At 48.2% G+C, this 24549-nt stretch carries 13 protein-coding genes; 7 read left to right on the top strand and 6 right to left on the bottom strand.

Annotated features, from left to right (window positions below; genetic code table 11):
• Window positions 1-100: 100 nt before the first annotated feature.
• Complete coding sequence (locus tag ABD852_RS19490) at window positions 101-1093, top strand: helix-turn-helix domain-containing protein (RefSeq protein WP_345031976.1); 993 nt, start codon at window positions 101-103, stop codon at window positions 1091-1093.
• A 130-nt stretch (window positions 1094-1223) separates the two neighbouring features.
• Window positions 1224-7967 (top strand): choice-of-anchor Q domain-containing protein, encoded by a 6744-nt coding sequence (locus ABD852_RS19485; protein ID WP_345031973.1) that lies wholly within the window; start codon window positions 1224-1226, stop codon window positions 7965-7967.
• 167 nt (window positions 7968-8134) lie between these two features.
• Here ABD852_RS19485 and ABD852_RS19480 read toward each other — a convergent pair whose 3' ends face one another.
• Window positions 8135-8899 carry a response regulator gene (locus ABD852_RS19480; RefSeq protein WP_345031968.1) on the bottom strand — a complete coding sequence of 255 codons (765 nt, stop codon included), beginning with the start codon at window positions 8897-8899 and terminating at the stop codon, window positions 8135-8137.
• The gene (locus ABD852_RS19475; protein WP_345031966.1) at window positions 8886-10655 is read right to left on the bottom strand and encodes a sensor histidine kinase; all 1770 of its coding nucleotides are present in this window, start codon (window positions 10653-10655) and stop codon (window positions 8886-8888) included. Before ABD852_RS19475 ends, ABD852_RS19480 begins: the two co-directional genes overlap by 14 nt.
• Before the next feature lie 426 nt (window positions 10656-11081).
• Between ABD852_RS19475 and ABD852_RS19470 the strand changes: the two genes are divergently transcribed.
• The 5 genes from ABD852_RS19470 (at window position 11082) to ABD852_RS19450 (ending at window position 20226) form a co-directional block, all read left to right on the top strand.
• On the top strand, window positions 11082-11624 hold the full coding sequence (locus ABD852_RS19470) for a hypothetical protein (protein WP_345031964.1): 543 nt from the start codon (window positions 11082-11084) through the stop codon (window positions 11622-11624).
• A 53-nt stretch (window positions 11625-11677) separates the two neighbouring features.
• Window positions 11678-11839: a hypothetical protein gene (locus ABD852_RS19465; RefSeq protein WP_345031961.1), complete on the top strand. Its 162-nt coding sequence runs from the start codon at window positions 11678-11680 to the stop codon at window positions 11837-11839.
• Window positions 11840-11872: 33 nt separating this feature from the next.
• The gene (locus ABD852_RS19460; RefSeq protein WP_345031959.1) at window positions 11873-13345 is read left to right on the top strand and encodes a hypothetical protein; all 1473 of its coding nucleotides are present in this window, start codon (window positions 11873-11875) and stop codon (window positions 13343-13345) included.
• 1221 nt (window positions 13346-14566) lie between these two features.
• Window positions 14567-18019 carry a T9SS type A sorting domain-containing protein gene (locus ABD852_RS19455; protein ID WP_345031957.1) on the top strand — a complete coding sequence of 1151 codons (3453 nt, stop codon included), beginning with the start codon at window positions 14567-14569 and terminating at the stop codon, window positions 18017-18019.
• Between the two features lie 428 nt (window positions 18020-18447).
• Window positions 18448-20226, top strand: coding sequence for a BspA family leucine-rich repeat surface protein (locus tag ABD852_RS19450; RefSeq protein ID WP_345031955.1), 1779 nt, complete (start codon window positions 18448-18450; stop codon window positions 20224-20226).
• Window positions 20227-20517: 291 nt separating this feature from the next.
• On the opposite strand, the gene ABD852_RS19445 is transcribed toward ABD852_RS19450, so the two are convergent.
• From ABD852_RS19445 to ABD852_RS19430, 4 genes are read right to left on the bottom strand one after another with little or no spacing between them, the layout of a single operon-like run.
• Window positions 20518-21288 carry a response regulator gene (locus ABD852_RS19445; protein ID WP_345031953.1) on the bottom strand — a complete coding sequence of 257 codons (771 nt, stop codon included), beginning with the start codon at window positions 21286-21288 and terminating at the stop codon, window positions 20518-20520.
• 34 nt (window positions 21289-21322) lie between these two features.
• Complete coding sequence (locus ABD852_RS19440) at window positions 21323-22315, bottom strand: ATP-binding protein (RefSeq protein WP_345031951.1); 993 nt, start codon at window positions 22313-22315, stop codon at window positions 21323-21325.
• On the bottom strand, window positions 22275-23723 hold the full coding sequence (locus ABD852_RS19435) for a ligand-binding sensor domain-containing protein (protein WP_345031948.1): 1449 nt from the start codon (window positions 23721-23723) through the stop codon (window positions 22275-22277). The genes ABD852_RS19440 and ABD852_RS19435 overlap by 41 nt, the downstream gene beginning before the upstream one ends.
• Window positions 23684-24475 carry a ligand-binding sensor domain-containing protein gene (locus tag ABD852_RS19430; RefSeq protein WP_345031947.1) on the bottom strand — a complete coding sequence of 264 codons (792 nt, stop codon included), beginning with the start codon at window positions 24473-24475 and terminating at the stop codon, window positions 23684-23686. Before ABD852_RS19430 ends, ABD852_RS19435 begins: the two co-directional genes overlap by 40 nt.
• Window positions 24476-24549 lie beyond the last annotated feature (74 nt).

Below are 24549 nucleotides of genomic sequence, written 5' to 3'. Positions count from 1 at the left end.
CGCAGTGCACACAGAGGCTATCAAAAACTTCGTGTATTTAGTGGCCTCTGTGGTCCGCATATTCCTTATTTTTGCCCTCTATCTCTTCTATTTCAACGTTATGAACACTCAGAAAGCATCCAGGGAAGACGTATCGTATATTTTAGGAATTTTAGGTTTTATCTACCCGGTTAGCAAAGAGCTGAGCAAGGCTTTTTATGAAAACGCGGTGGGCCTGCGGGTAAAAAAAGGCAATGTGCTGCTGAATGAAGGAGAGCACTGCCGGTACATGTACTTCATAAAGCGGGGCGCCCTCATGGGACAAACCAGCCACCAGGGAAAAAAAATTGTCACCTATATTTCCATCGATAACGAATTTGTAAGCTCCATTTCGGGGCTGCATGGAGCCAAGCCGTCCAAGGAGGCTATCATAGCAGTGGAAGATTCGGAACTGATCGCCATTCACAACGACATCCTGAAGAAATTGTTCCTCAGCCATTTCGACCTGAACTTCCTCTTTAGGGTAATGGTGGAAAAATACTATTCCGATGCACAGGAGCGCGCCCATATCATAAGAATGGGCAACGCCAAAGAGCGCTATTTGTACTTTATGGAAACCAAACCCGGCTACATAGAAAGGCTCCCCCTCGATCTGGTAGCTTCAATGCTGGATATGAAGCTACCGACGCTGCAGAAGGTACAGAAACAGCACCAGCTTTCTCAGCAGCGGGACAGGGAAACCGAAGCCTGGTGCCAGAAAATTGAAGATTATATCGTCCGTCAGGAAATGTATAAAATACCTGATCTGAGCCTGAAAAAAATGGCAGAGGATTTATCGATACCTTCCCACAAACTATCCTCGATTTTCAACCACTCCTACCAGCTGACATTTACAGATTTTATAAACCGCCATCGTGTAGAAAACGTACAAAGGCACATTGCCGACAGCCAGCTGATGCACAGCTACACCATCGAAACATTGGCTAAAAAATCGGGTTTTTCGGCCAGGAGCGCATTTTACAATGCCTTTAAAAAAATCGCGGGCATGACCCCCGCTCAATACCGCGCCTCGCTGCAATTACCACAGACAGTGCAGCCGCGTATTCAGCACTAAACCCGGCAGATCTCTCCAATAAAACTTTGTCCGGTTTTGTAAAACCGGACAAAGTTTTGGCTTGGTATTCCCTGGACAGGTTGTGGAGCGAGCTACCTTTACGCTGTTAATCCTAACCCTCCCTATCTGTATGAACAAAATGCTGCGCATTCTTGTATGCTTGTCGGCTCTTTCTGTTTGCAGCTTTCATATTCATGCCCAAACCATCCGCTATGTAAAACCTGGCGGAACGGGCAATGGTACCAACAGCTGGACTAATGCAGCCGGTAACCTCCAGGACATGATCAACGCTTCTTCGGCCGGCGACGAGGTTTGGGTTGCGGCAGGAACTTATGCCCCGGCCAACGGTGACGGTTACAGTATGAAAGAGGGAGTGAAAATTTACGGCGGCTTCCCGGCCACAGGCAACCCGTCGTTTACAGACCGTGACTGGCAAACCCATACCACTACGCTGCGCGGATATGCACCCTTGTACAACACCCGCCAGCGCGTGATCAACAATACAGGCACCGGGCTTACCACAGCCGCCGTGCTGGATGGTTTTACCATCACCGGGGGCCTTCTTCCGGATTTCTCCAACCATGGCGCCGGCATGTATAACAACAACGCTTCTCCCACGGTACGAAACTGCATTTTTACCAATAACAAGGCGCAAGGGGAAGGCGGCGGGGTATATAATGCAGGCAGTAACCCTGTCTTTATCAACTGCACATTTTCGAACAACCAATCAAACTACCATTACAGTGGGAACCCGGCAGGCAGCGGCGGCGGTATGGCTAATTTTAACAGTAATCCAACGATTACCGATTGCATTTTCTCCGGGAATAAGGCAAGTACTAATTCCAGCGGCGGCGGCGGCGGATTGTTCAATATCAATTCAAATCCGGTACTCACCCGCTGTACATTTTCCAATAATGAAAGTTACCTGGGTGGCGGTATTTATAATAACGCTTCAGAACCGGTACTTACAAAATGCCTGTTTTTGAATAACAAGGCGGTGAATGGCGGCGCTATTCACAACTACCAATGTCCTTCGATGCGCGCTGTCAGCTGTACATTCGCCGACAATAATGCCAGTTCGAACGGAGGAGCAGCCTATAATGACGGGGGCTACTACCTGCAAACGTTTATCAACTGTATTTTTTATCGCAACCTGACCATTGGCGGCGGCGGGAACGGCGATGGCGGCGCGGTATACAACCAAAGTTCTTACTGCAAATTTTACAACTGCGTACTTACGGGCAATACGTCGGCCAATAACCCGGCGGTTATTTATGCTTTTGACTGGAGAAACAGTGAGGTATACAATACAATCATCTATGGCAACAGCGGCGCACTCGCGCGGCGTAATAGTCCGGGCGAACCTGTCGTGATCAACAACAGCCTGGTACAAGGCTTCAGCTTCGCACCCGGCAATCCGTCCGGCAATCTGGATGGTGCTACCAATCCGTTGTTTACAGATGCGGCGAATGCTGTGGGTACCGACGGCGTTTGGGGTACCGCAGATGACGGTTTGCAATTGCAACCCTGCTCGCCTCTGATCGGTACGGGCAATAATGCCCTCGCTACGGTATCGACGGATATAATGGGCAACACCCGGATCCGGAACGGGCGGGTGGATATAGGCGCCTATGAAAGTAGTTATATCGCGGCATCCGGCAGCACTCTTTTTGTCGACGGGAATGCGGCGGCGTCGGGAACAGGAACTGCCTGGAATAATCCTTTTAAAACACTGAACGATGCATTGGCGGCCGCCAGTCAATGCAACAGTATAGAGCGCATTTTGGTCGCCGGAGGCACCTATTACCCTACGGGAACGCAAAACAGTTCCGACCGGAATGCTACTTTCCTCATCCCTCAACGCGGCGGTATCAAGATATATGGCGGTTATAATGCCGTCACCGGTGCAAGAAATATCGCCGCCAATCCTGTTATATTGAGCGGGGATATAGGAACCCCCGGTAATCCAGCCGACAACAGTTACCACGTGATGGTGATGACGGGTACCCAGGCCGGCGCCGACAGCGTCGTCATAGACGGCTTTACCATTACCGGCGGAAACGCCAACAGCGTAACCCAGCATACCTATAACGGCAAGCTAACCAACCAGCAAGAGGGAGGAGGCTTGCTGCTGCGGGAAAACAGTGAAATAGGCAGTAAAATAGCTATTCGTAACTGTACCATTAGCGGGAATGCCGCATCAGACGCAGCAGGACTGTACCTATGGGCTTCTTCCGCGCTTGTTCAACAAACCTTCATAACAGGAAATACTGCTTCCGGTAGCGGCGGCGGCGTGTTTATCTATGAAACGTCTTCTCCGCGGATCATTAATTGTGTGATCAGTAAAAACACAGCGGCAAACGGCGGGGGTATTTACAGCTTTAACCCGGCGACTGCGTTGAGCATCACCAACACTACGATAAGCGATAATACGGCCGTTACCAGCGGGAACAATATTTATAATCATTCGGGCGCTGCTATTCAAATGACCAATTCTATTGTATGGGGGACAAATGCAGCGAAAAACATTTTAAACCAGGCTACGCTGAATGCTGCTTACAGCGATATCCTGTGGCCGGGCGGGGTATATACAGGAGCCGGGAACATCAACGCAAACCCGAACTTCAGGAATCCGGCCGCCGGAGATTACGCACCTTCTTCCTGCTCTCCGGTTGTCAATACCGGAGATAATGCCGCCGTAAACAATGCCCCTTCCGGTTGGGGCACGAATGATATTTCAGGAAACCCGCGTATCTTCGAAAATGTGGTGGACATGGGAGCATATGAGCTGCAAATGGCTGCAGGCGCTCCGCCCTTTTCGATCACAACCCCTTCACCCCAAAGCATATGTATCGGATCCGGCTTCCCCGAACTTCGGTTAAAGGGAGAAAACGGGCGGCTTTGCTTTATGGTTCCTGATGGTACCACACAAACGATTACCGCACCGGCGGGGACAGTCTTCTCTGAAGTGATTTTTGCAAGTTTCGGAACTGCCACAGGTGATTGCAGCACCGGTTTTACCATAGGCAGCTGCCATGCAGCCAACAGCCGAAGTGTAGTGGAGGGGTTGGCATTAGGTAAAAACAGCTTCACCATTGGCAGTGCGGCATTCGGGGCAGACCCTTGTTTCGGTACATTCAAGAAAATCGCCGTTATACTGGCTTACACTTATCAAACTACCTATACCTGGACAAATAACAATACCAACATCGGACTGGCAGCGGCAGGCACGGGTGATATCCCTGCCTTCACTCCTGCCAACGCAGGTACGGCCACGATTTCGGTAACGGCCACGAATAACGGCTGCCTGCTTGCCCCGACTCTGTTTACTTATACTGTAAACCCAACCCCTTCCGTCGTTACCCAACAAGCTGACGCAAGCTGCTTCGGCGCCCATGATGGCAGCGCTGCGATCACAACGGTAAGCAGCGGTACCGCGCCCTTTACCTATAGCTGGACGAACAGCAGCAGCAACACCGCAAAAGCAGACAACCTGGCCGCCGGTACCTATACCTGTACCATTAGCGATGTGAAGGGCTGCTCTGTAGTCAAAACATTTACTATTACGCAACCTGCCCTGCTTACGGCAAACATTTCGCAAACCAATATCAAATGCAGCGGGGATAATACCGGCAGCGCGGCAATACTGGATATAAACGGGGGTACAGGGCCCTATACCTATCTGTGGAATACAGGGGCTGCCACTGCTGCTATTGGAAATCTAACGGCCGGTACTTATACCTGCACCATCACTGACGCCCATGATTGTACCATTGTCCGCTCCGCAACCGTTACGCAGCCGGCGCCGCTCGGCGCTTCCACCACCCAAACTGATGTAAGTTGTTTTGGCGGGAATAATGGTGACGCATCGGTAAACGCAGGCGGAGGAGCATCTCCCTATACCTATTTGTGGAATACCGGGGCTACCACCGCTTCGATTGCGGGCCTGACCGCAGGCGATTACAGCTGTACTATTAAAGACGCCAATGGATGTGCCATTACCCGGAATATCACCGTCAGGCAGCCGGATCTGTTAACGGCCGTCCTGAATAAAACGGATGTCAACTGCTATGACGCAGCAAGCGCCACCGCTTCTGTCACAGCAGACGGCGGTACCTTCCCTTATACTTACCTGTGGAATACAGGGGCCGTTACCGCTTCGATCACGAATTTAACGGCAGGGAATTACAGCTGTACCATCACTGACCATAATGGCTGCCAAATGGTAAAGAATACCATAATCAACAACCCGGTCAATCCGTTTCTGACGACTGCCCTGACGGTCGATCAGCAGGTAAGCTGCCATGACGGGACCGATGGCAAAGCGACGGTATCGGCCACCGGCGGCGCCGGTTCTTATACCTATCAATGGTCCACTGGCGCTACCGGCCTCACCGTATCCGGTTTGGCGGCCGGCGCCTATACCTGTACGATCGCAGACGGGAGCGGCTGCGAGGTGACCCGGTCGGTGACGATTACGCAACCTTCCAGGTTGGAGGCCACTATTTCGAAGTTAAATGCCGATTGCGACGGCGGTTCTGCGTCAGTGACGGCAAGCGGCGGTACTGCACCTTACACTTATTTGTGGAACAACGGAGGTACAAATACGGAGATTGTCAATTTAGCAACAGGCGATTACACCTGTTCCGTTACCGATGCAAAGGGGTGTGTTGTCACGGATGAAGTTACGATTACCGATGTACAGCTGATCGCTCCGGTCGCATCTAAATCGGTGTGCCTGGGCAGCCGTAGTCCTGTTGTACCCTTCGCTTCTCCGGGTATTACAGGAGGTTCCTCAATGTGCGTTATCCTTAACGAAGGCCAGACCCAAACCATCAGCGCCCCTGCCGGACAGGTATTCGGAGCCGTATCGTTTGCCAGCTACGGTAATGCGTCGGGCAATTGTACCGATGGTTTTGCGATAGGTTCCTGCCATGCGGCCAATAGCCGGAGCGTAATAGAAAACCTGGCATTAGGCAAAAACAGTTTTACAGTTACCGCCAGTAATGCCGTGTTTGGAGACCCTTGTTCCGGCGTAGCTAAAAAATTATACATAACCCTGGTCCACACGGACCCGGAAGCATCTTCTTCGACCTATTCCTATTCATGGACCAACGATAACCCGTCTATAGGTTTGCCCGCATCGGGTACAGGAACGTTCATCCCGTCGTTTACACCGCTTGCCGCCGGAGTCGCCAACATCACACTGACAGCGTCACTGAATGGCTGCGCTATTTCACAGGCTTCGACCTTTATGTACACCGTTGTCGACAAGGAATCTCTATATGTAGACGGAAGCGTAGGCGCGTCGGGCGATGGAAAAAGCTGGGGAACCGCCTTCAAAACCTTGCAGGAAGCATTGGCTGCCACCGGCAATCCCTCACAATGCGGTATCGGCAGTATATTGGTAGCGGCCGGCGTCTATACGCCTCCGGTCGGACAGAGCTTTTACATGGTAGAAGGCGTGAAAATATTGGGAGGCTACCCCAATGGCGGAGGAGAACGTGATATAAGCCATAACAAGACCATTCTGAAAGCAAATGACGATAGCTATATTATCTTTAACGAGGGCAACGGATTGACGGATGCCGCGCTTCTGGATGGTTTTACACTTTCGGGTACTGACCGTTCCGTCTATCCTGCCATCTATAATTACTACGTATCTCCGACCATCAGCCATTGTGTTTTTACCCATAACAAAGGAGGCGCCCTGTATAACTATGCTGCTTACGGTTCGGAAGCTATGACGATCAGCCATTGTGTTTTTTCGGATAACGGCAGCGCCGGGTACACTACGACCGGCGGGATAGAGAACTGGGAATCCTGGGTTTTGATCGCCAACTGCCTGTTTTCGGAAAACGTTGCTCACGTGGGTGGAGCTGTAGTCAGCTATTATACGGAAGGTACGGTCGTCAATTGCACCTTTTATCATAATTCCTCCGTCAATAATGACTATCCGAGCCATGCGATGTACAACGAAAGTTCTTCTTTCCTGATGGCGAATAATATTTTTGCCGGGCATGGCGGTCATTCTGTTCTGGATCGATACGGTGTGGCGAATATAAAGAACAGCCTTATTGAAGACGGGGCCTATACGAATTATAGCGCAACGGAAAAAGCTAACATACAGGCTGCTCCGCAATTTACGGATACCACAAATCCTGTCGGCCCGGACGGCATATGGGGTACAGCTGACGACGGACTGCGCCTGAAGTCCGCAAGCCCGGCTATCAACAGCGGGAATAACGCCATTCTTTCCTCTCCGGGCCTATCGGGAATCGCCAAAGATCTGGCCGGCAATCCCCGGCTAGTCGGTACTACCATCGATATGGGTGCCTATGAAAGTCCTGACGGGGCATTGCCCGTACGCTGGATCTCCTTCGCAGGCCGTCTCAACGACCTGCACCGGGCCGTGCTGACCTGGAAGACTGAAGAAAGCGACGTATCTCATTACCAGGTAGAACGGAGCGCCAACGGTCGGGATTTTCGGATCATCGGTACTGTCACAGCCGGCGCTGCCGGGTCGGGCAGCTATAGCTTTACCGATCCGGCCCGGGTTTTCGGCGGGGTCTACTATCGAATCAGGCAGATCGATACGGACGGTACATTTTCCTATAGCCGGATCATTTCACTGAATTACCCCGGGCGTAGCAGGCTGCTTGCCTACCCCAACCCGGTAAAAGACAAGGTCGTCGTCGAGTTAGGTTCGGAATATACCGGAACCCGGGTAAAGGTAGTCAGTACCGCCGGGATCGTCTTGCAGCAGGCGGAGGTAAAAGAGGAAGTAATCACCCTCGATATAAGCAGCTATGCTTCTGGGATTTACCTCCTGCAGCTACGCGACGGGAAGACAGTGAAGCTGGTGAAGGAATAACCGGTGCTAAGTTTTTACTTGTAGGTGTCCGATAGACAGTGATGCCTGCATCGCCTGGAAGCCTACGGTAAGCAAACAAATCAGCAGGAATAGCGGTTTATAGCCATACCAGCTGCGGAGAGCAACTGTTTTGACCGTCCGTACTTTAAAAAAAATGAGCTTTCAAATCATCTGCTTTCCCGTTTCGACGGTGTTTTGACAATAGCAAACTGCTGGAGAAAAAGTTTATGATTCGCTTCCGGAAATGGAACGGAGTGCTCCTGCCCCCTTACATAAAACTGTCCTCTCTCGATACGCTCCACATGATCCAGGTTAACAACGAGTGACCGGGACAAATGATAAAAATTGGGAGTCGTAAAGAACTGGGCTATATAGCCTAAATTCATGCAAAAGACGCTTTTTTGTGCCTTCCCTGCCAAATAGATTTCAACATACATCCGATCGGCGACCAGGTAGAGCACGTCGCTCTTTTTTACTTTTACGTATCCACTCCCCTGATCCACAGGCAGATAAAGGCTATCCGACAGGAAAGGATCAATAGAGCTGGCCAACGAAACCTGGTAGTTATGGTAGGCCAGCTCCACCTGGATCGCAAGTTCTTTATGCCGGAAGGGCTTTAGCAAATAAGCTGCCGGACGCGTCTGCTGGGCCCGCACTATGGTAGGTTGCTCAGAATGTCCGGTCAGGTAAATGATAGGTATGGTTTTTATGTCCAGAATACGCCGGGCTATGTCGATACCGTCCTCTGCCGAATGCTCCAAATGAATATCGATTAAGACAATATCCGGTGTATTGACGCGTATCGAGCTCAGGGCCGCAGAAAGGTTTCGGGCAATATCAATTATCATATGCCCGGCTTTTTCCAATGTCTCCTTGATGTCGTGAGCCGTAACCAGCTCATCTTCAATAATTAATACTCTAAGCGATTTCATCAGGCCAGGGTTGTTTCAGTTTTTTCCGAAGAGAAGAAGGAGGAATCAGGTTAAATGTCATTTCAAATTGCAAATTTCCGTTGCTTTCAAACCGATAGGTGCCAAACAGCTGCTCTACCTGAATTTGGATCAACCGTAGTCCAAAGGACCTGGCAGGTGTCTGGGTTTCAATGAAACCCGGTCCATTGTCAACCACACGCAACTGAAATGTTCTGCCTGTTAACGACGCTTCAATGCGAAGTGCAGGGTTCGGATGATCAGAAAAGGCGTATTTACAGGCATTCGTGACCAGCTCGTTGGCAATTAAGCCAATTCTCATGGCGTAATCGGCCGGCAACATCATCGCCTGATCAATTTGATAGGCTACTTCAACTTCTTCCTGTTCGAAGGCCTTGATCACCATTGTAACCAATTCTTTCATAAACTCCGCTACATTGACAGCAACCAGGTTATCGCCGTCATAGAGCTTACGTTGAAGCAAACTCATCACTTCAATTCGTCGCTGACTATCCCCTACTGCATTCCGGGCGCATTCGTCATCCAATCGATTCGATTGCAAGCTCAACAGGCTGGATACGAGCTGTAAATTATTTTTGACACGATGATTTTGCTCCTGCACCAGGGCCGCGTTTTGCTGGCTCAACCGATGGTTTTTTTGCGAAATTTTATAAAATGCGACACTGGCACCGGTTGTCCCCAGTAGCAGGACCGACAAAATAACCAGCAACCAACGCTGCGCCTGCTGGTTTTGCTGACTCAGTTGTAATTCATTTCTCTGGTTAATAAGCTGTGCTTCTTTTTTTTGGGTCTCATATTCGACGCTCAACCGGGAAACGGCCCCATTCCGATCGGCAGTCATCTGGTCGCGCTCATAGCCCCGGACTATCATTGACTGATCAAATGCTTTGTGCCAGTCCTTTTTTTGCTGGTAGTACTGCAAGTAGGCGTTGGCCAAATCCCTCTCCAGCGAAAATTCCTGGCTCTTTAACGAATGGTAAAGTTCGCTCGCCTGTTTCAGCCAGGAATAGGCGCTGTCCGGTTGATTGAACTGCAGGTGGGTAAGCCCTAGCTGGAGGCAGGTGACAGCCTCGCTGTTAATGTGGTTCAATGCCTTGTCTATTTGCAGGGCAACCTGGTAATAACGGAACGCCTTGGGGTTTCGCTGCAGTCCGTAGGCTTTGCCCAATATGCCACTAATATCGGCTATGGTAATTGAGTCCCTTAGCTTGTAGGCAATCGATTCGGTCTGCCTGCAGTAAAAGAAAAGGCTATCCTGACAGGGGTTCTTTTGATTATCCGTTAAAGCGTCGTGACAAACATCCAGGTAAAAACGGCTCATGCACTGGTAAGCGGCCATCAAAGTTTTCTGGTTGCTCCTATGGGCATACACCAGTGCAAGTCGTGCGTACTCGAGCGCCTTGTGTGGATCCGATTGCTCCTTCTCTAGTCGTGACAGCCGGGTATAAATACGACTGACTTTGTCGAATTGCTGCCTCTGCTCTACAATACCGAGCGATTTCATGAAGTAACGCTTGCCCGTAAGATAGTTTCGGGCGGCAACGTGGACTTTCCCAAACAGGTAATAGGCTTCGGCCATTAACAAGGTATCCTTCTTTATAACGGCCTCCCGTTCAACCTCTTTTGCATAAGCCCATTTTTCGGGTTGAAGCGGTAGCCCGGCGACGGGTTGCGCAAGGATTCGTCCTGCCGTAGGCAACAGAAGTGCTAGCAGAAAATAATACGAGTACTTTCTCATTAAATCCAATCAACAGGTTACCGGAGAGCCGTGTAAAAATAGAGTTTTATAACCATACTAGCTCCGGTGAGCAACTGTTTCTACTCGTATTGTTCAAAAAGCTTCAGGTTGACTTTTATCTCAAACAGCCGTTGACCGGCTGTTCGGAAAGAAGCCGCTGCACTACGGAAAGAAATCAGCCCGGTCCGGCAGGTTATAGCGATGATACACTAAAAATATGGCTAGAATTGAATGGTGAACATCGAAGCCTCCTGAAGTACCCGTCTATTCTTTCAAAATCAGGCGACCGATTAAAGCTACCCGGGCATCTATCACGCAAATGATGACCAACAACTTATCTGATATAAAAGACATGTGCAGAAACAAATAGCAAGAAGAAATATTTATACCAAAATCTGAATTGGTCACAGTTGTAATCCTCATTGTATGAATACAGATTTCATCAGATCACAGAAAGAATTTAAAAAATTCATAATGCTATTTTGCTTTATGGTCGCCACGCAGGGTCACTCTCAGAAACTATATTCGCTGGAAGAGCTGTATTTGATAGGCGAAACAGGCCTGGAATTCTATCAATACAAGGGGATTAACGGAATTACAAAATTTGTGGAAGAGCAAGGATTTGAGAAATGGATTATTGAAGATTCCACATTCTATTATAAAACCGGAGATCATGGCGAGCAAATGATCGCTTTCAGCCTTCGCCATTATAACTGGAGGTTTGCAACAATTCAGTCCAATATTGCCTTAATGCATGTCAAAAATCTCAAAGATAAATACCAGAGAACAGATATTGTTCCGCTACACCCTGGCCATATACCTTACACGAATAATGAGATTCCCTATGTGATTGAAGTCAGGCTGGATGGAGAAAAAGAGGTTTATGAATTTATTTTCGAAGCGAAGTCAAGATATAAGCATTTTCATCCGGGAAAAAAGAATATGCCGGGAACCAAAAATCCAGGTTAAACTGAAATCATATTAAGTATCGATCAAAACTCTCTCCCAAAACTGAAGCGATAATGAAGCATCTGATTGCAATAGCCTTTTTCCTGGCAATTTTTCTTTCCTGCAAGGAGAATAACAGCACTGATCCAACACCTGACTCTCAATCCAGTATGGATAGTAACCTGGTTGTCGTAAGTTCTGCTGCCATTAAAAACAGCCTTGTATCTGTAGATTAGAAGTCTGTTATTTTTTCCGGGAATGGGAGCGGGTTGAAAAACATAAAAAAAGGCACCATACTGGTTAGCGACACATTGTCGAAGGCGCCGTACGGTTTTCTCCGGAAGATTACCGCTGTGACCGAATCCGGGGGCAAGATTATTTGCCAGACTGCCCCGGCCAGCCTGGTAGAAGCCATCAAAGAAGGAGAAGTAAAATTCTCCAAAAAGCTAACCGATTCCGACATTGTTTCAATAGATTCAAGTGGAAAAAATAACGCCAATTCCAGGCTTTCCCATATACAGTCCACTGCGTTTAGAAAGGCCTTTACCAAGACGATAGGAGCAGTCGATATTACGGGAGAATTCGAGATTGATCCTACTATCAATTTCGAGCTTACGATCAAGGGTGGTAAGATGACCCATTTTAAAGTCAGTACTGATGTAAAAGCCACGACTAAAATTAAGGGGGAAGTTGTTACTGTTCGTGAGATAGTTCCGGAACCGGTAGTCCTGGTTAACTACCGGTTAAAACCAGTGGTTATCTGGGTTGAATTGGTACCCATCGTATTTGTTCCCCGCATTATTGTTTCTGTAGATGTTAATGGTAAAGTAACATCGACGACCAGTATGCAGGCATCAGCTAACCTGGATGTATTCGCCGGTATAGAATACAAAAACGAAGAATGGAAAAACCTGAAAAATGTAACGAAAACCGGATCTAAACTTGAATTTATCTTTAGCAAGAAAATGCAGCTGACGGCTTCGATTAAACCGGACTTCGTAGTAAGGCTTTATGATTCGGAAGACGTCCAGGTCAGTCTGAGCCCAACTGCAAGCCTGATTGGCGAACTGATCGATTCAGATTATTGCGGAACGCTGGATTGGGGTGTCGATGTTGACGGGAAAGTATTTGTAAAACTGTTGGATAAAAGGCTGGCGGATTATACGGGAAAAATTTACAGCGATAAGTTCCAGATCTTCAAAGGGAAACCCTCGGAACTAAGAAAGGGTGGGATAAAAGTGGGAGACGAGGCATTTGGAGGCGTCGTGTTTTATGTTGAACCTAACGGGAAGCATGGATTGGTAATGGCAAAATCGCCCCTCAATGCTTCCTGGTGGCCGGATAAAGCTCCTTATGTTACACCGGGGAATTTCAATCTTCCTTCAGATATGTCGTTAGGCGCCGGCCAGGCCAATACAAAGAAGCTCATTGGTACTGGCGCCACTCCCTATATCGCCGGTATATGCGACGATCTTGTCGTTCAGGACTGCTACGATGATTGGTTCCTGCCTTCGGTGGGCGAATTGAAAGAGCTCGCAAAATATGCCTCTCAGTTGCCGGCTTTCAGGGACCTGGTGTTAGCGAGCAGTAATTTAGAGGACGTGAAGAATATGGGGTATCTGATCTTGCTAAAGACTGTGAGAATGAGTGACGGTAAAGTCGGCGAGGAATACTTAACCGATCCCCAGATGCTTACGAGGTTAAACTTCAAACATTCATTTGTACCAATCCGTAGCTTTTGAGATTCCTTACAATAAGGGTTTACCCTACCCTTTCCATTCAACCGGTCGCTTCGTAGCTTCGAGCGTTTTTCAACCATCTCAAAAGTAGAAGATCCGGTTTGGTCCGACTTGTGGGGCTGACTTCCTGGTTGTATTCGCGTGCGCCGTGCTGGAGATTTTCCTGCATTAGCGGCTTGCACCCTCCTGCCGGGCACTCGGTGATTTTACCGAAGTAAGCCGGTTTCCGGCACCGTAGGCGCAAACGGAACGGCAGAAAATACAGGAACCGGTGACTGAAGATCAGGTACACCGGGTGTTGTCACTTGAACTAACTTTACAATACACTAACTTGCCGGCTTTGCTTTTTTACTTTTCTGCTTCCTGATTTCCTAAAATACAGCCATTACCTGCCGGAATAAAATCATCTTTTTGCTGCCAATAGCTATGGATAACAACCAATTTCATAGCAAAACAAGATTAGTATTTTCATAAAATTTAATACTTTTCTTATATTTTATGATCGCTTTAAAAATTAATTATTCCTATAAATATTAGCACATTACTCACCTTTTCTACCCTCGGAGCACCGCCTGAATATCGTTCTTATCCGGGCGATGCCTACATAGAATACCAGCTTCAATTTCAATAATTCTCAATCACCCGATGGCCTGGTCTTCTCAGGTCAAAATGCAATTGAATTTCAATTTTTTATAGCAACCAATTGCTTTTTGCTCCGCATTTACTCCATTAATCTCCGTTTCAAACTGTTTCATTTGTCAAAGGTGCCTGGACCTTCCTGACGATTGTTGATTTTTTGCAAGCCCGGCAGATACATCCAATTTATTAGTAATGCCAAATTTAATGATGAAATATTCACACAGATTAAAATTTTGACAAGATTTTCCAGGTTTTTAGACAAGAAAATAACTCGCCTAATTTTTAGTAATTCTCCAATTTTGCCGATCAAAATGCATAATACGAGCGCCCACCTACCTATTATGCAGATAAAGAATAATTGTTCGTAGTAGATTTTATCAATTAAATTAATTATCTATGTCAAAGAAAGTTTACTTCATATTAAAGAGTCAAAAACTACTATTTAAGAGTTTTTTTTTGTGTGCTGTCCTTTTCTTTGGCAGTGGATTACGTTCGAAAGCCCAATATGCCAATACCGATTGTGCGGGGAATAATTCTTGTACAAATCCAGCGAACTCCGGTTTTTTCTCTACTGTTGCGACAGACTTGTCTTATGACAATGTTATTTCTTCTTTCCACAGCTCGGTTGCCTATGCCCAGGATGGAACAATCAAGGTTTGGGGAGAAGGGTCTAAGCCCGTGAATGTAGGCTCAACCGGTTCACACGTCAATTGGTTTGGTGTTCCCACTACTATTAATTCGTCAAATGGCTTCAATCTCGACGGGCGGCCGCTTAAAATTGCTCTCGCCAGTTTATATGCAAAAACCGGGAGCAGCTTAGGCGGTGCTCAATATGTATTACTAACCACTACAGGTAAGTTGTATGCCTGGGGTTTCCAGGGGGTACTTCTGGCAACGGGCTTAACCCCTACCTCCGGCGAAGCCCTTCAAGAGGTAAGAACAAGCGGTGGAGGTGCGTTGGGCCTACCTTCGGGAGTTGCCCCTACCGATGTAAAAATGTTTTTTGGAACAGCCGGAACATTGGCGATGACCACTTGCGGAGGCGCTGTATACGTACTTTCCCAGAATGATCTTATCAGACAAGGTGGCAGCGCTACATCCTGGGTGCGTATTCAAAAGGCCGGAGGAGGTGATCTGACCGGAATTGTGGCTACTCGTGGAACGAGCGCAGGTTTGTTCGCTCTGGATAATCAGGGGAATTTGTGGACTTGGGGCTATGGTACCCGTTTGGGTACCACTGGTACCGGCAATGTTTTAGAAAACAGGACACTTGCGACCCAAATGACATTGCCGGTCCATTCCGGTAGTGCCATTAAGATGATTGCTGCAACAAAAAGATTCAAAGCGACTGGGATCGGTAGCGGAGGTACCAATACCAGTACCAGCAATTTTGAGTTTGCAAATAATACAATTTCCTATTTTGTCTTGTATGAAGATGGAGCTCTGTACGCAATGGGAGAAAATACATCCGGACAATTGGGAGATTTTTCAACAACTAACCGCGATAGCTGGACGCAGCCAAGATATGCTGCCGATGGAGGTGCTGAAAACCAAATGAATGATATTAAATGGATTTCTACACAGGAACATGATGGTGTTGCCGGGTTTGTAAGCGCTATTAATGCCAATAGAAATCTTTACAACTGGGGTGTGGAGTCTGGCTCTGACATGGGAAGGGGCGCCGTAAATACAACGGAGTACACCGTTCGTAATCCCGGAATGCCTGTTAACTGGGAAGCGGGAAATAGCAACAGTAACCTATTGTTTGTTGAAAATGGGGGACACACCACCATGGTTCTTCAGGAATGCAAAAACACTTTTGGATATGTAGGGCACTATAGGTATGGCAGTATGGGTGATGGCAGAGCCGGAGGAAGTAATACTGGCGATCATTTTATCAGGTTCACAACTTCACCGCTATTGGTTTGCGGCATAGAAACCACTCCTGTCAATTTCGTAGTCAACTCGGCTACTTCAAACAATGAGTATTGTAACTCATTAGGAACAATTCAATTAGCGGGGAGTCCGGCCGGGGGTACTTACAAAATATTGGAAGTAGATGCCGGCACCAATTTCCAGGGGTTAAAGTTTACCGATGCTGCTAACAATAGTACGACCGGAAATCTGGATTTGAGCGCTTTTGCCATCCCGGCCAATGGCTCCAGGACCGTGCGTCTTGGATATGTAATTCCCGAAGGGCAGCCTTGTGCGGGCAACGAAGTGCAGTTGTTAATCAACATCAAGGCTTGTATTGTTTATAATGTTGCCATATCCGGAAAGATTTGGGTAGATGCAGATCAGGACGCTATAGATGACAGCTCGGAGTCTCCTTTGGCCAATAGTGGTCGTTATGCCAATTTAGTGGATGCCAACGGAGAGGTCATCCAGAGTGTTCCCGTTGATCCCGTTACAGGTGAATACACAATAACGGCAGGTCAGAATACCTTAGCAAGCAGCGGTGATTATAAAATCATCCTGACTACAAACCCCAGAACGCCAGGCACCTATCTTGATGCAGGAGCATCCGCGCCTAACGGGTATAAATACACCGGAACCAACCGAAATAATGGCGTAGATCCGGCAACTTCCGGTAATCTGTCAGAACAAAGCGGCGTTTTAAGCCTGGGTGATCTTTCATCTTACGCAAATGGCTCGGCACACGTAACTTTGGATGACGCCAATTTCGGGGTGAAGGGCAACATTGCCATCAGCGGTAAGATATGGCACGACACAAATGGAAATGCTGAGACGGAAGGCACCGAAAAGCCTGTAAGCGGAGATAGAACCGACAACAACGGGAATAATTCTTCTGTTACCACCTCGGATATCTGGGCCAACCTGGTCGATGAAAATGGGGAGGTGGTGAAATCTGTAAAAATAGCTAATGACGGTACTTATTCCTTTGCCGGCTTAACTCCAGGCGCTTCCTATAAGGTGATCCTGACGACAGGAGAACAACAGGAAGGCGACCCGCTTGCGACTGGTGCTTCCATTACGGGTTGGGTTGGTACCGGTACGAACGACCCGGTGAATGGTAAAGAAGCAACCAACAAGACCAACATGATCGATCTTGGTCAGGTTTCAGGCAATGTTACTAACGTCAATTTCGGTCTTCAACAACCTCCGGTAGCGGAAGGTTCGGAATATCTGATCGCTAAACCTGTGTCTGGCGCTACTATCCCGTTGAATAATACAGTCGTTGCGATCAATCCTTCGGGAAGCGTTGAACCACCCGTAGGAGATGATCCTGACAAAACCAATGATGCAAGACCGTCAGTAAAAATCACTGCGTTGCCTTATGTACCGACCGGGCAGGAGACAAATGCAGCTCCGAAACTGTTTTATAATAATGTTGAAATAACCGCCGCAGATTACGTAATCCAGAATTTTGACCCATCGTTGTTCTCGGTTAAGCTGGATGGAATAGGTTATGATGAAGTTTCTTTCGATTTTACAGTGATTGACGCTGCCGGGGAAGAATCCCGGGAGGCAACTTATACGCTAAAATGGGAAGGTGCGCTACCAGTGAAGTGGGAGGCCATCAGCGTAATAGAAGAGCAGGGAATTGCCATCGTGTCGTGGAGGACAACCGAACAGGTTAACGTGGCCTCTTTTGAAGTACAAAACAGCACTGATGCCAGAAATTGGAGGACAGTAGGGACGGTGGAAGCAATCAATATGTCTAAGGCGGCGTACAGCTATTCGCACAAGCTCGGTGGGCACCATGTTGAGTATTTCCGCATCCGAAGCAAGGATTTTGATGGCAGTTCTTCTTTGAGCCAGATAGTAAGCCTGAAGGGCAAAAAGCAAACGGGCAGCGTTTATCCAAACCCGGTTGTTGCCGGCGAGCTTACTTTTGATCTGCCGGTATCCGGATTGCTGAAAATAAAAGTGTACAGCACGGTAGGCACAGAAGTACTGAGTACGACGCTTAAGAGCAATGTCTTGAATGTAAGGAATCTTTCTTCGGGCCACTATGTACTCCAGGTGACGGGCCAGAATGGTGAGGTAGTTACCAGGAACTTTATTGTAAAGTAGCGCCAGACGATGGTGAAAAGCGGGGTTGCCATTGGGCGGCCCTGCTTTTTTTATTGTAGTGTCGACTACTGCGGTTTCGGATTATAGGCAGTGGTTCTATGGATTTCAAAATCTACCTACTGTCAGTTGAGTTGGAGGCCCCTGCGCCAATGAAAGCCGGTCTTTGCAATGGCAGAAAAATTTTCTTCTCACCATTTTTCAATTGCATTTGCTAATACACCGTCAACGAGTGACGGATCGAAAAGTGCGGCAAAATTCCGCTGGAGTGCCTACCTGGGAATACCGCTAGTTAGTGAACGGCGGCAAAATACACCATTTTTGGTATTGAACCCGGGCAGGGTTTCGTCGAAATTTGTTTGAGGTAAGGATACCCGCATTCCCGGGGTCCCGTCGTATGGTCTACCTTATCACACTTTAAAATCATAATCATGGCACCAACGTTTGACACAAAGCTTCGGGGTCGGAACCGAAACGGCTTCCGGCTGCCGGCGCTCATTTCGACTTGCCTGCTGGTCGCATCACTCCTGTCGGCCACGCTTTCCTACGCGCAGCGACCCTTTGTCACAGTCTGGAAAACCTCAGAATCCGACTATGGACAGACTGCCACCGATATATATTTCCCCGGTTTGGGCTCCAACTACCTGATCACCTGGGTAGGCAGAATTAACGGCAGGACGGTATTCGGTGAACTCACCGGGAACGGCCGGACACGGGTCCGTGTGCCGGGTGCGGGAACCTGGACCCTTTACGCAGGTCCCGGAAGCGGCACATTTTATGGATTACTCAACGCGGGTTATAGCGCTAACCCGCAGCTATCGGAAGTCAGACAATGGGGAGATGTCCGTTGGACAGCCCTGAGCAACGCCTTCAAGGACTATTATAACATGAATGTTACCGCCACCGATGTCCCCGACCTTTCCGCCGTAACCGATCTTTCCGGCATGTTCTCCGGGTGCGGCGCACTTACCGGCACCGTGGCTTTCAGTGCCTGGAATACAAGCCATATCACCAATATGGCCGGGATGTTCAGCAGTGCAAAAAATTTCAACCAACCTATCGGAAACTGGAATACGGCCAATGTAACCAGTATGGCTTCGATGTTCAGCGGTTGTCGTCTTTTTAATCAGCCCCTTGCCGGTTGGAATACTTCCCGGATTGCCAACATGGCCTGGATGTTCAACGGTGCGCAAAGCTTCAACCAACCTATCGGAAACTGGAATACGGCCAATGTGACGAGTATGGCTTCGATGTTCAGCGGCGCCGCTGCTTTTAATCAGCCCATCGGGAATTGGAACACGGCCAGAGTTACCAATATGAGCGCCATGTTTTATTTTCCAAACAGCTTTAACCAACCCATTGGAAACTGGAACATCTCCGGCGTGAAGGACCTTTCGCACATGTTCACCGGCAACCCGGTTTTTAACCAACCTGTCGGAAACTGGAATACAGCCAATGTGACGAACATGAGAGGCGTTTTTTCAAACACCGGCGCGTTTAACCAGCCCCTCGCGAACTGGAACACCGGACAGGTTACCAATATGTACTGGATGTTTTACGGCGCACAGGCATTCAACCAGCCGATCGAAAAGTGGAACACAGCCAACGTAACCACCATGTACGGTATGTTCGGCGGGGCCGCGGCCTTTAATCAATCATTGGGCAGCCTGATTATCGGAAACGTAACAAACATGGAAACGATGCTTGACAATTGCGGCATGTCCCGGGCAAATTACGACAAAACACTGGAAGGCTGGTCAGGGCAAAAGGTCCGGACAGGGATACAGTTGGGTGCACTCTCTATGAAATACTGCCACGCCTGGTACGCCCGCCGCATACTGACGCGCTTCAGCCAATGGCGTTTCTCCGGAGATATAAATGACTGCTCCGATTGCCCGGGATGCAGGACGACCGTTGCCGATAACGCCATTCCGGAGCCGGCTCCAAACCCGGTAGCAACCATTACGGCCTACCCCAATCCGGTACGCGAAAAGCTGTTCCTCGATACAGGCGGACAGGCAGTTAAAGGGGTAATCATAAAGGACCTGCGCGGAAACGAGGTTCTGACCGAACGAAATACACCCGGTAGCGGCAGTAGCCTGGCAGCAAAGGGGATCCGGACAAACCACCTTTCGGCCGGCTTCTATATCCTGGAAACAGAAACCACCAGCGGCCGGCGGTATACGCAAAAAATCGTCATCGAAAGATAGGCCGGTATGGTGCGGGATCTGCACAATCCCGCACCATCATGTTGTTTCCGCCGCAGGAACCGGATTTTTAAAAACGACAGGAGAGCGCTGAACGTTATCCGTGGAATGCGCAGGACCCGGAAAGAGGGACGTTACACGCGTATTAACATTGCTACCTGGAGATGTAATTCCAGGTTCAAAGCAGATAACGCCAATTAGAAAAAAAAACGTTTTGCCATCTCACGTCGTGAAGGCACGGCAAATCCTCACCACCCGGCTCCAGACCAGAACGGCTTCCCGATACTTGTCTGCCTATGGTTGAGAGGACCTGTCAGAAGCAGCGAACCGGCCAGGCTTCACGCCGAATTCATGGTAAAAATGTTTGCCGAAATGACTTTGAGATTTATAGCCGACCCGCATGGCTACTTCGTATACTTTGTACCTGCCGCTTGATAAAAGCTCTGCGGCATGTTTCAACCGGATCCGCTTGATGAATTCCTGGGGGGTTGTGCCGGCAAATTTTTTCAGGCGCCTGCGAAAGGTCATTGAGGACATATTCATGGCCTCCGCCAGGTATTCGAGTTTTAACTCCTGCTTGTCTACACGTTTAATTATAAGCTCCGAAACTCTCTCCACCCAAGCGGCATCGGCACTCATGCGGCCGGAAGACCGGGCCTGGTTGGTCTGTTGGTTAACAAAAAAAGCTTTCAGCCGCTCCCGGTTATCTAACAGATTAATTATTTGGGCTTTAAGCGCCGTGGTGTCAAAAGGCTTTTCAATATAGGCGTCTGCACCGAATTCCAGTCCTTCAATTTTTGATTGAACTGTATTTTTCGAAGTGAGAAGAATAACCGGGATATTGCATAGCTGTACATTCCTTTTTACCATGACGCAAAATTCAAACCCGTTTATCCCGGGCATAACGACGTCGCTTACAATCAAATCGACCGGGTACTGCAACAAGATCTCCATTGCTTCGGTAGCGTTGCTCGCCTCCATGATATGATATTGCCTCATCAGGAGCAGTTTGAGAAAGTCGATCAACTCCTGGTCATCGTCTACCAGCAAAATACGCTGTTCCATGGTGATATTTTTGAAGTGAGCATTTTGAAGGGTATTATGCTGGTTTAGCAACCGGAATGGCGAGTATAAACACGTTCAGGCCTCTCTCCTCAGTAGCGTACAGTGTAGCACCGATTGATCCTGCGAGAGAACGGCTTATGGAAAGGCCGATGCCGGTTCCTTTTGCACTTGAACTATTCTTTAGCCTGATAAAAGGTTCAAATATCTGCTCTCTCATGCCTTCCGGGATCAGGTTGCCGTCGTTTGCTACTTTTACCCAAATGATTTCGCGACCGGACGGCGAGAAGCCAAGCGAAGCGGAAATATAGTTTTTCCCATATTTTGTCGCATTGGAGAGCAAGTTGTCAATTATTTTCACCAACGCCTCTTCGTCGCCCATTACATAGAGCGGTTCTTCATCCATTTCAAGGGAATAGCTAAAATTCCGTTTTTTAATCTCATCGGAAAATACGGCGGTACGTTCTCTAAAAAGATGGGATAAATTAACAACGGTTTGATCCGTAGGAAGACCCTCGGTATAGGATTTTCTGAAGTCAAGGAGTTTTTGGCACAACCCGATGAGCCGGTCTGTATTGCGTGAGGCCATGCTTGTATACTTCTGCACCAACTCCGAATCAGTTGAATTCAACGTCACTTCATCCAGAGAGCCTTTCATCACGGTCAACGGAATATTCAGTTCGTGTGCAATGTGGCCGAGAAAATCCACTTTGGCATCATAAAGCTCTTTTTTCTTAATATTTTCGAGTTCTTCCTGCTTTTTGGCCAGTTTAAATTCCTGGGAGCGCCGGTAGCGATAAACCATCCGGATGAGCAGCAGCGCTGCAACCAGGGCGTAGACCAGCTTTGCCCACCACGATTTCCAGGCAGGGGGGTATACCTGTATTGCAAGGGAACGGATTTCTTTACCCCATTCCCCGTCGGGGAACCCTGCTTTTACAGAAAAAGTATAACTCCCGGGCGGCAGTCCAGTAAAATAAACCCTCCTGTTAATAGGAAGTACGGTCCAGTCCTCCTGCAGGCCGCTCATCCGATAGGCATAAACAATCTTTTTCGACAGGCCGGGGGTTTAAAGTGGAAAAGTTCAGACTAAAGGTCGACTTATTATAGGGTAGGTCTATCTTTTCCGAAACTAATGGTGATAATTTAAGGCGTGAATCGCCCTCTCCAATCAAAGCTTCCTGCTCATTGAATTGGAACCCGGTAATAACAGGTTTGCCGATAAGTCCCTGAAACTTTTTTTGCGGGTCCGGCCTGAAGCTAACCAGTCCTTTTATGCTGCCAAAATAAAGTGTACCGTCTTTTGCCTTGAAACCGGAATTATAATTGAACCGATTGGTGGGAAGGCCGTCTTCGGTGGTATAATTTCTCCTGATACCGGTTGCGGGGTCAAAGGAGAACAACCCCTGGGAGGTAGACACCCATAGTGTTCCGGCGTCGTCCTCAAGTATCTTGAAAACACGCTCCCTGTTCAGGCCATTGTAAAGCACGTATCTTTTAAAATTATCGCCCTTTATTTGGTAGCGACATAGCCCTGCTTCCGTACCTACCCAGACATTCCCCTTCGAGTCCTTGAAAATATCGTTAATTTCATTATTGGGGATGCTTTGCCGGCTTGCTTTGTCAAGCCGGTATTCTTTTTTTATCGCCCGGCCCCTGTCCAGGCAATAAACCCCATCACCTCTGGTTCCTATCCATATTTTTCCTGCATTATCTTCCTGTATACAGTAATAAAACGGGCGGTTTCGCTTGTCTGTCAGAACGGTCTCGAAACTGGCGGACTCCGGATCGAATTCAACAAGATCCACCTCTGTTCCGATTAGTATTTTGCCTGTTTTTGACCTGAAAAGAGAAGCCAGAAAATCACTGGAAAACGTTTGCTCGCCCTTTCTGTAATTTCTCTTTTTTAAATCCGGCAGATTGATCACATCAAGACCATGATGGAAAGTACCGGCCAGTATTTGCGTACCAGCGGCGACAATTCCATGTAAATTCCTATATGATATAATTGCTCCTTTTTCATCAGGACTAAACTGTGTAATATGACCTGTAACGGGATCCAGGCGGTTCAGCCCGTTGTCTTCTGTACCTATCCAGATGTTACCCGCCGAATCTTCCGCAATTCCCTTGACAATACTTCCGCTTAATGAATGAGAAGCAGGTCCCGGAATGTATACCCGGAAGGAAAGCTCGTTCTTCGGGTAATAATTCACCCCCCCGCTATAGGTTCCTACCCATAGGCCTCCTTCTCTGTCTTTAAACAGGGACCAGATGGTATCGTCTGACAGTGACGAAGCTCGTTGCAAATCTTTCTTTATCAAACCTGCAGCCCCTTTTTCAGGGTTATACTCGACAATCCCCGTTTCAACACCTATCCAGTAGGTGTTAGGAGAAATTTCTAGGATCTCGCGAAAATATAGCGCCTCGGTATTTGCCAACGGGAGGACTGGAGAGTTTTCAAAGCTTTTTTTTCGGGATTGTATAGCTGCAATCCGTGGTGAAGCGTGCCTATTAGCAGTCTCCCGTCCTTGATTTCCTTTATTGCCGTGGGTACAACGGAACGCCCACTTTTGTCTTCTGACAGTTGATCGTGTTCCGTGATTTTGCCGGTGGAAAGATCCACGGATATAAGTCCGCGCTCCCTCGTACCCACCCACAGGATTTCTTTTTCACTTATTGCCAGGCTTACACAATACCCCCTTTCCGGCCCGACAATTAACTTTGTAAGGTTGGTTTGCGTGTCGTAACTATATATTTTCCCGGCCGCTAGCAAATAAAGTGTTCCCGATTGCGATTCCAGTATTTCACTGATAAGCATGGCGTTTGTCCCCTTAATCAGACCAAACGTTTCGGTTGAGGGACTGTAGACATACATGCCGGAAAACGTGCCGACGTATAGGTCATTGCGCTTGCTTAAGAAAAGCGACTCTATATGGTTGTTGCCAAGGCCATTCGGATTGTTTTCGCCATATCGGAATGTCCTGAACTGATACCCGTCGAACCGGCTGAGACCGCCGTGGGTCCCGAACCAGATGAAGCCGTAACTGTCCTGGGCAATGCTCATAACCCAATTGTCTGCAAGAAAGTCGCTGTCCTTGTAATGACGGAAATAATAGGAAGATACGGCCTGGCTCAAACCGTATTTGCTTAAGACTGAAAATAGTAAGAGGAGGCAAAATCTAAGTTTCATGCTTGCTAAATCTTACCATTTAATGGCAGTTTAAGTGTTCACAACCCCGGCCGTCCATCTTTGATTTTGATTTC

The organism is Ravibacter arvi (assembly GCF_039540405.1).
GTDB classification, from domain to species: Bacteria; Bacteroidota; Bacteroidia; order Cytophagales; family Spirosomataceae; genus Ravibacter; species Ravibacter arvi.
The sequence above is the reverse complement of the archived record's forward strand: the minus strand, read 5'-3'. Positions and strand labels throughout refer to the sequence as shown.

What these genes read in the sequence shown, in the direction of transcription:
- ABD852_RS19490 (WP_345031976.1), top strand. Translation starts at nt 101, where the DNA reads ATGAACACTCAGAAAGCATCCAGGGAAGACGTATCGTATATTTTAGGA.
- ABD852_RS19485 (WP_345031973.1), top strand. Translation starts at nt 1,224, where the DNA reads ATGAACAAAATGCTGCGCATTCTTGTATGCTTGTCGGCTCTTTCTGTT.
- ABD852_RS19480 (WP_345031968.1), bottom strand. Translation starts at nt 8,899, where the DNA reads ATGAAATCGCTTAGAGTATTAATTATTGAAGATGAGCTGGTTACGGCT.
- ABD852_RS19475 (WP_345031966.1), bottom strand. Translation starts at nt 10,655, where the DNA reads ATGAGAAAGTACTCGTATTATTTTCTGCTAGCACTTCTGTTGCCTACG.
- ABD852_RS19470 (WP_345031964.1), top strand. Translation starts at nt 11,082, where the DNA reads ATGAATACAGATTTCATCAGATCACAGAAAGAATTTAAAAAATTCATA.
- ABD852_RS19465 (WP_345031961.1), top strand. Translation starts at nt 11,678, where the DNA reads ATGAAGCATCTGATTGCAATAGCCTTTTTCCTGGCAATTTTTCTTTCC.
- ABD852_RS19450 (WP_345031955.1), top strand. Translation starts at nt 18,448, where the DNA reads ATGGCACCAACGTTTGACACAAAGCTTCGGGGTCGGAACCGAAACGGC.
- ABD852_RS19445 (WP_345031953.1), bottom strand. Translation starts at nt 21,288, where the DNA reads ATGGAACAGCGTATTTTGCTGGTAGACGATGACCAGGAGTTGATCGAC.
- ABD852_RS19440 (WP_345031951.1), bottom strand. Translation starts at nt 22,315, where the DNA reads ATGAGCGGCCTGCAGGAGGACTGGACCGTACTTCCTATTAACAGGAGG.
- ABD852_RS19430 (WP_345031947.1), bottom strand. Translation starts at nt 24,475, where the DNA reads ATGAAACTTAGATTTTGCCTCCTCTTACTATTTTCAGTCTTAAGCAAA.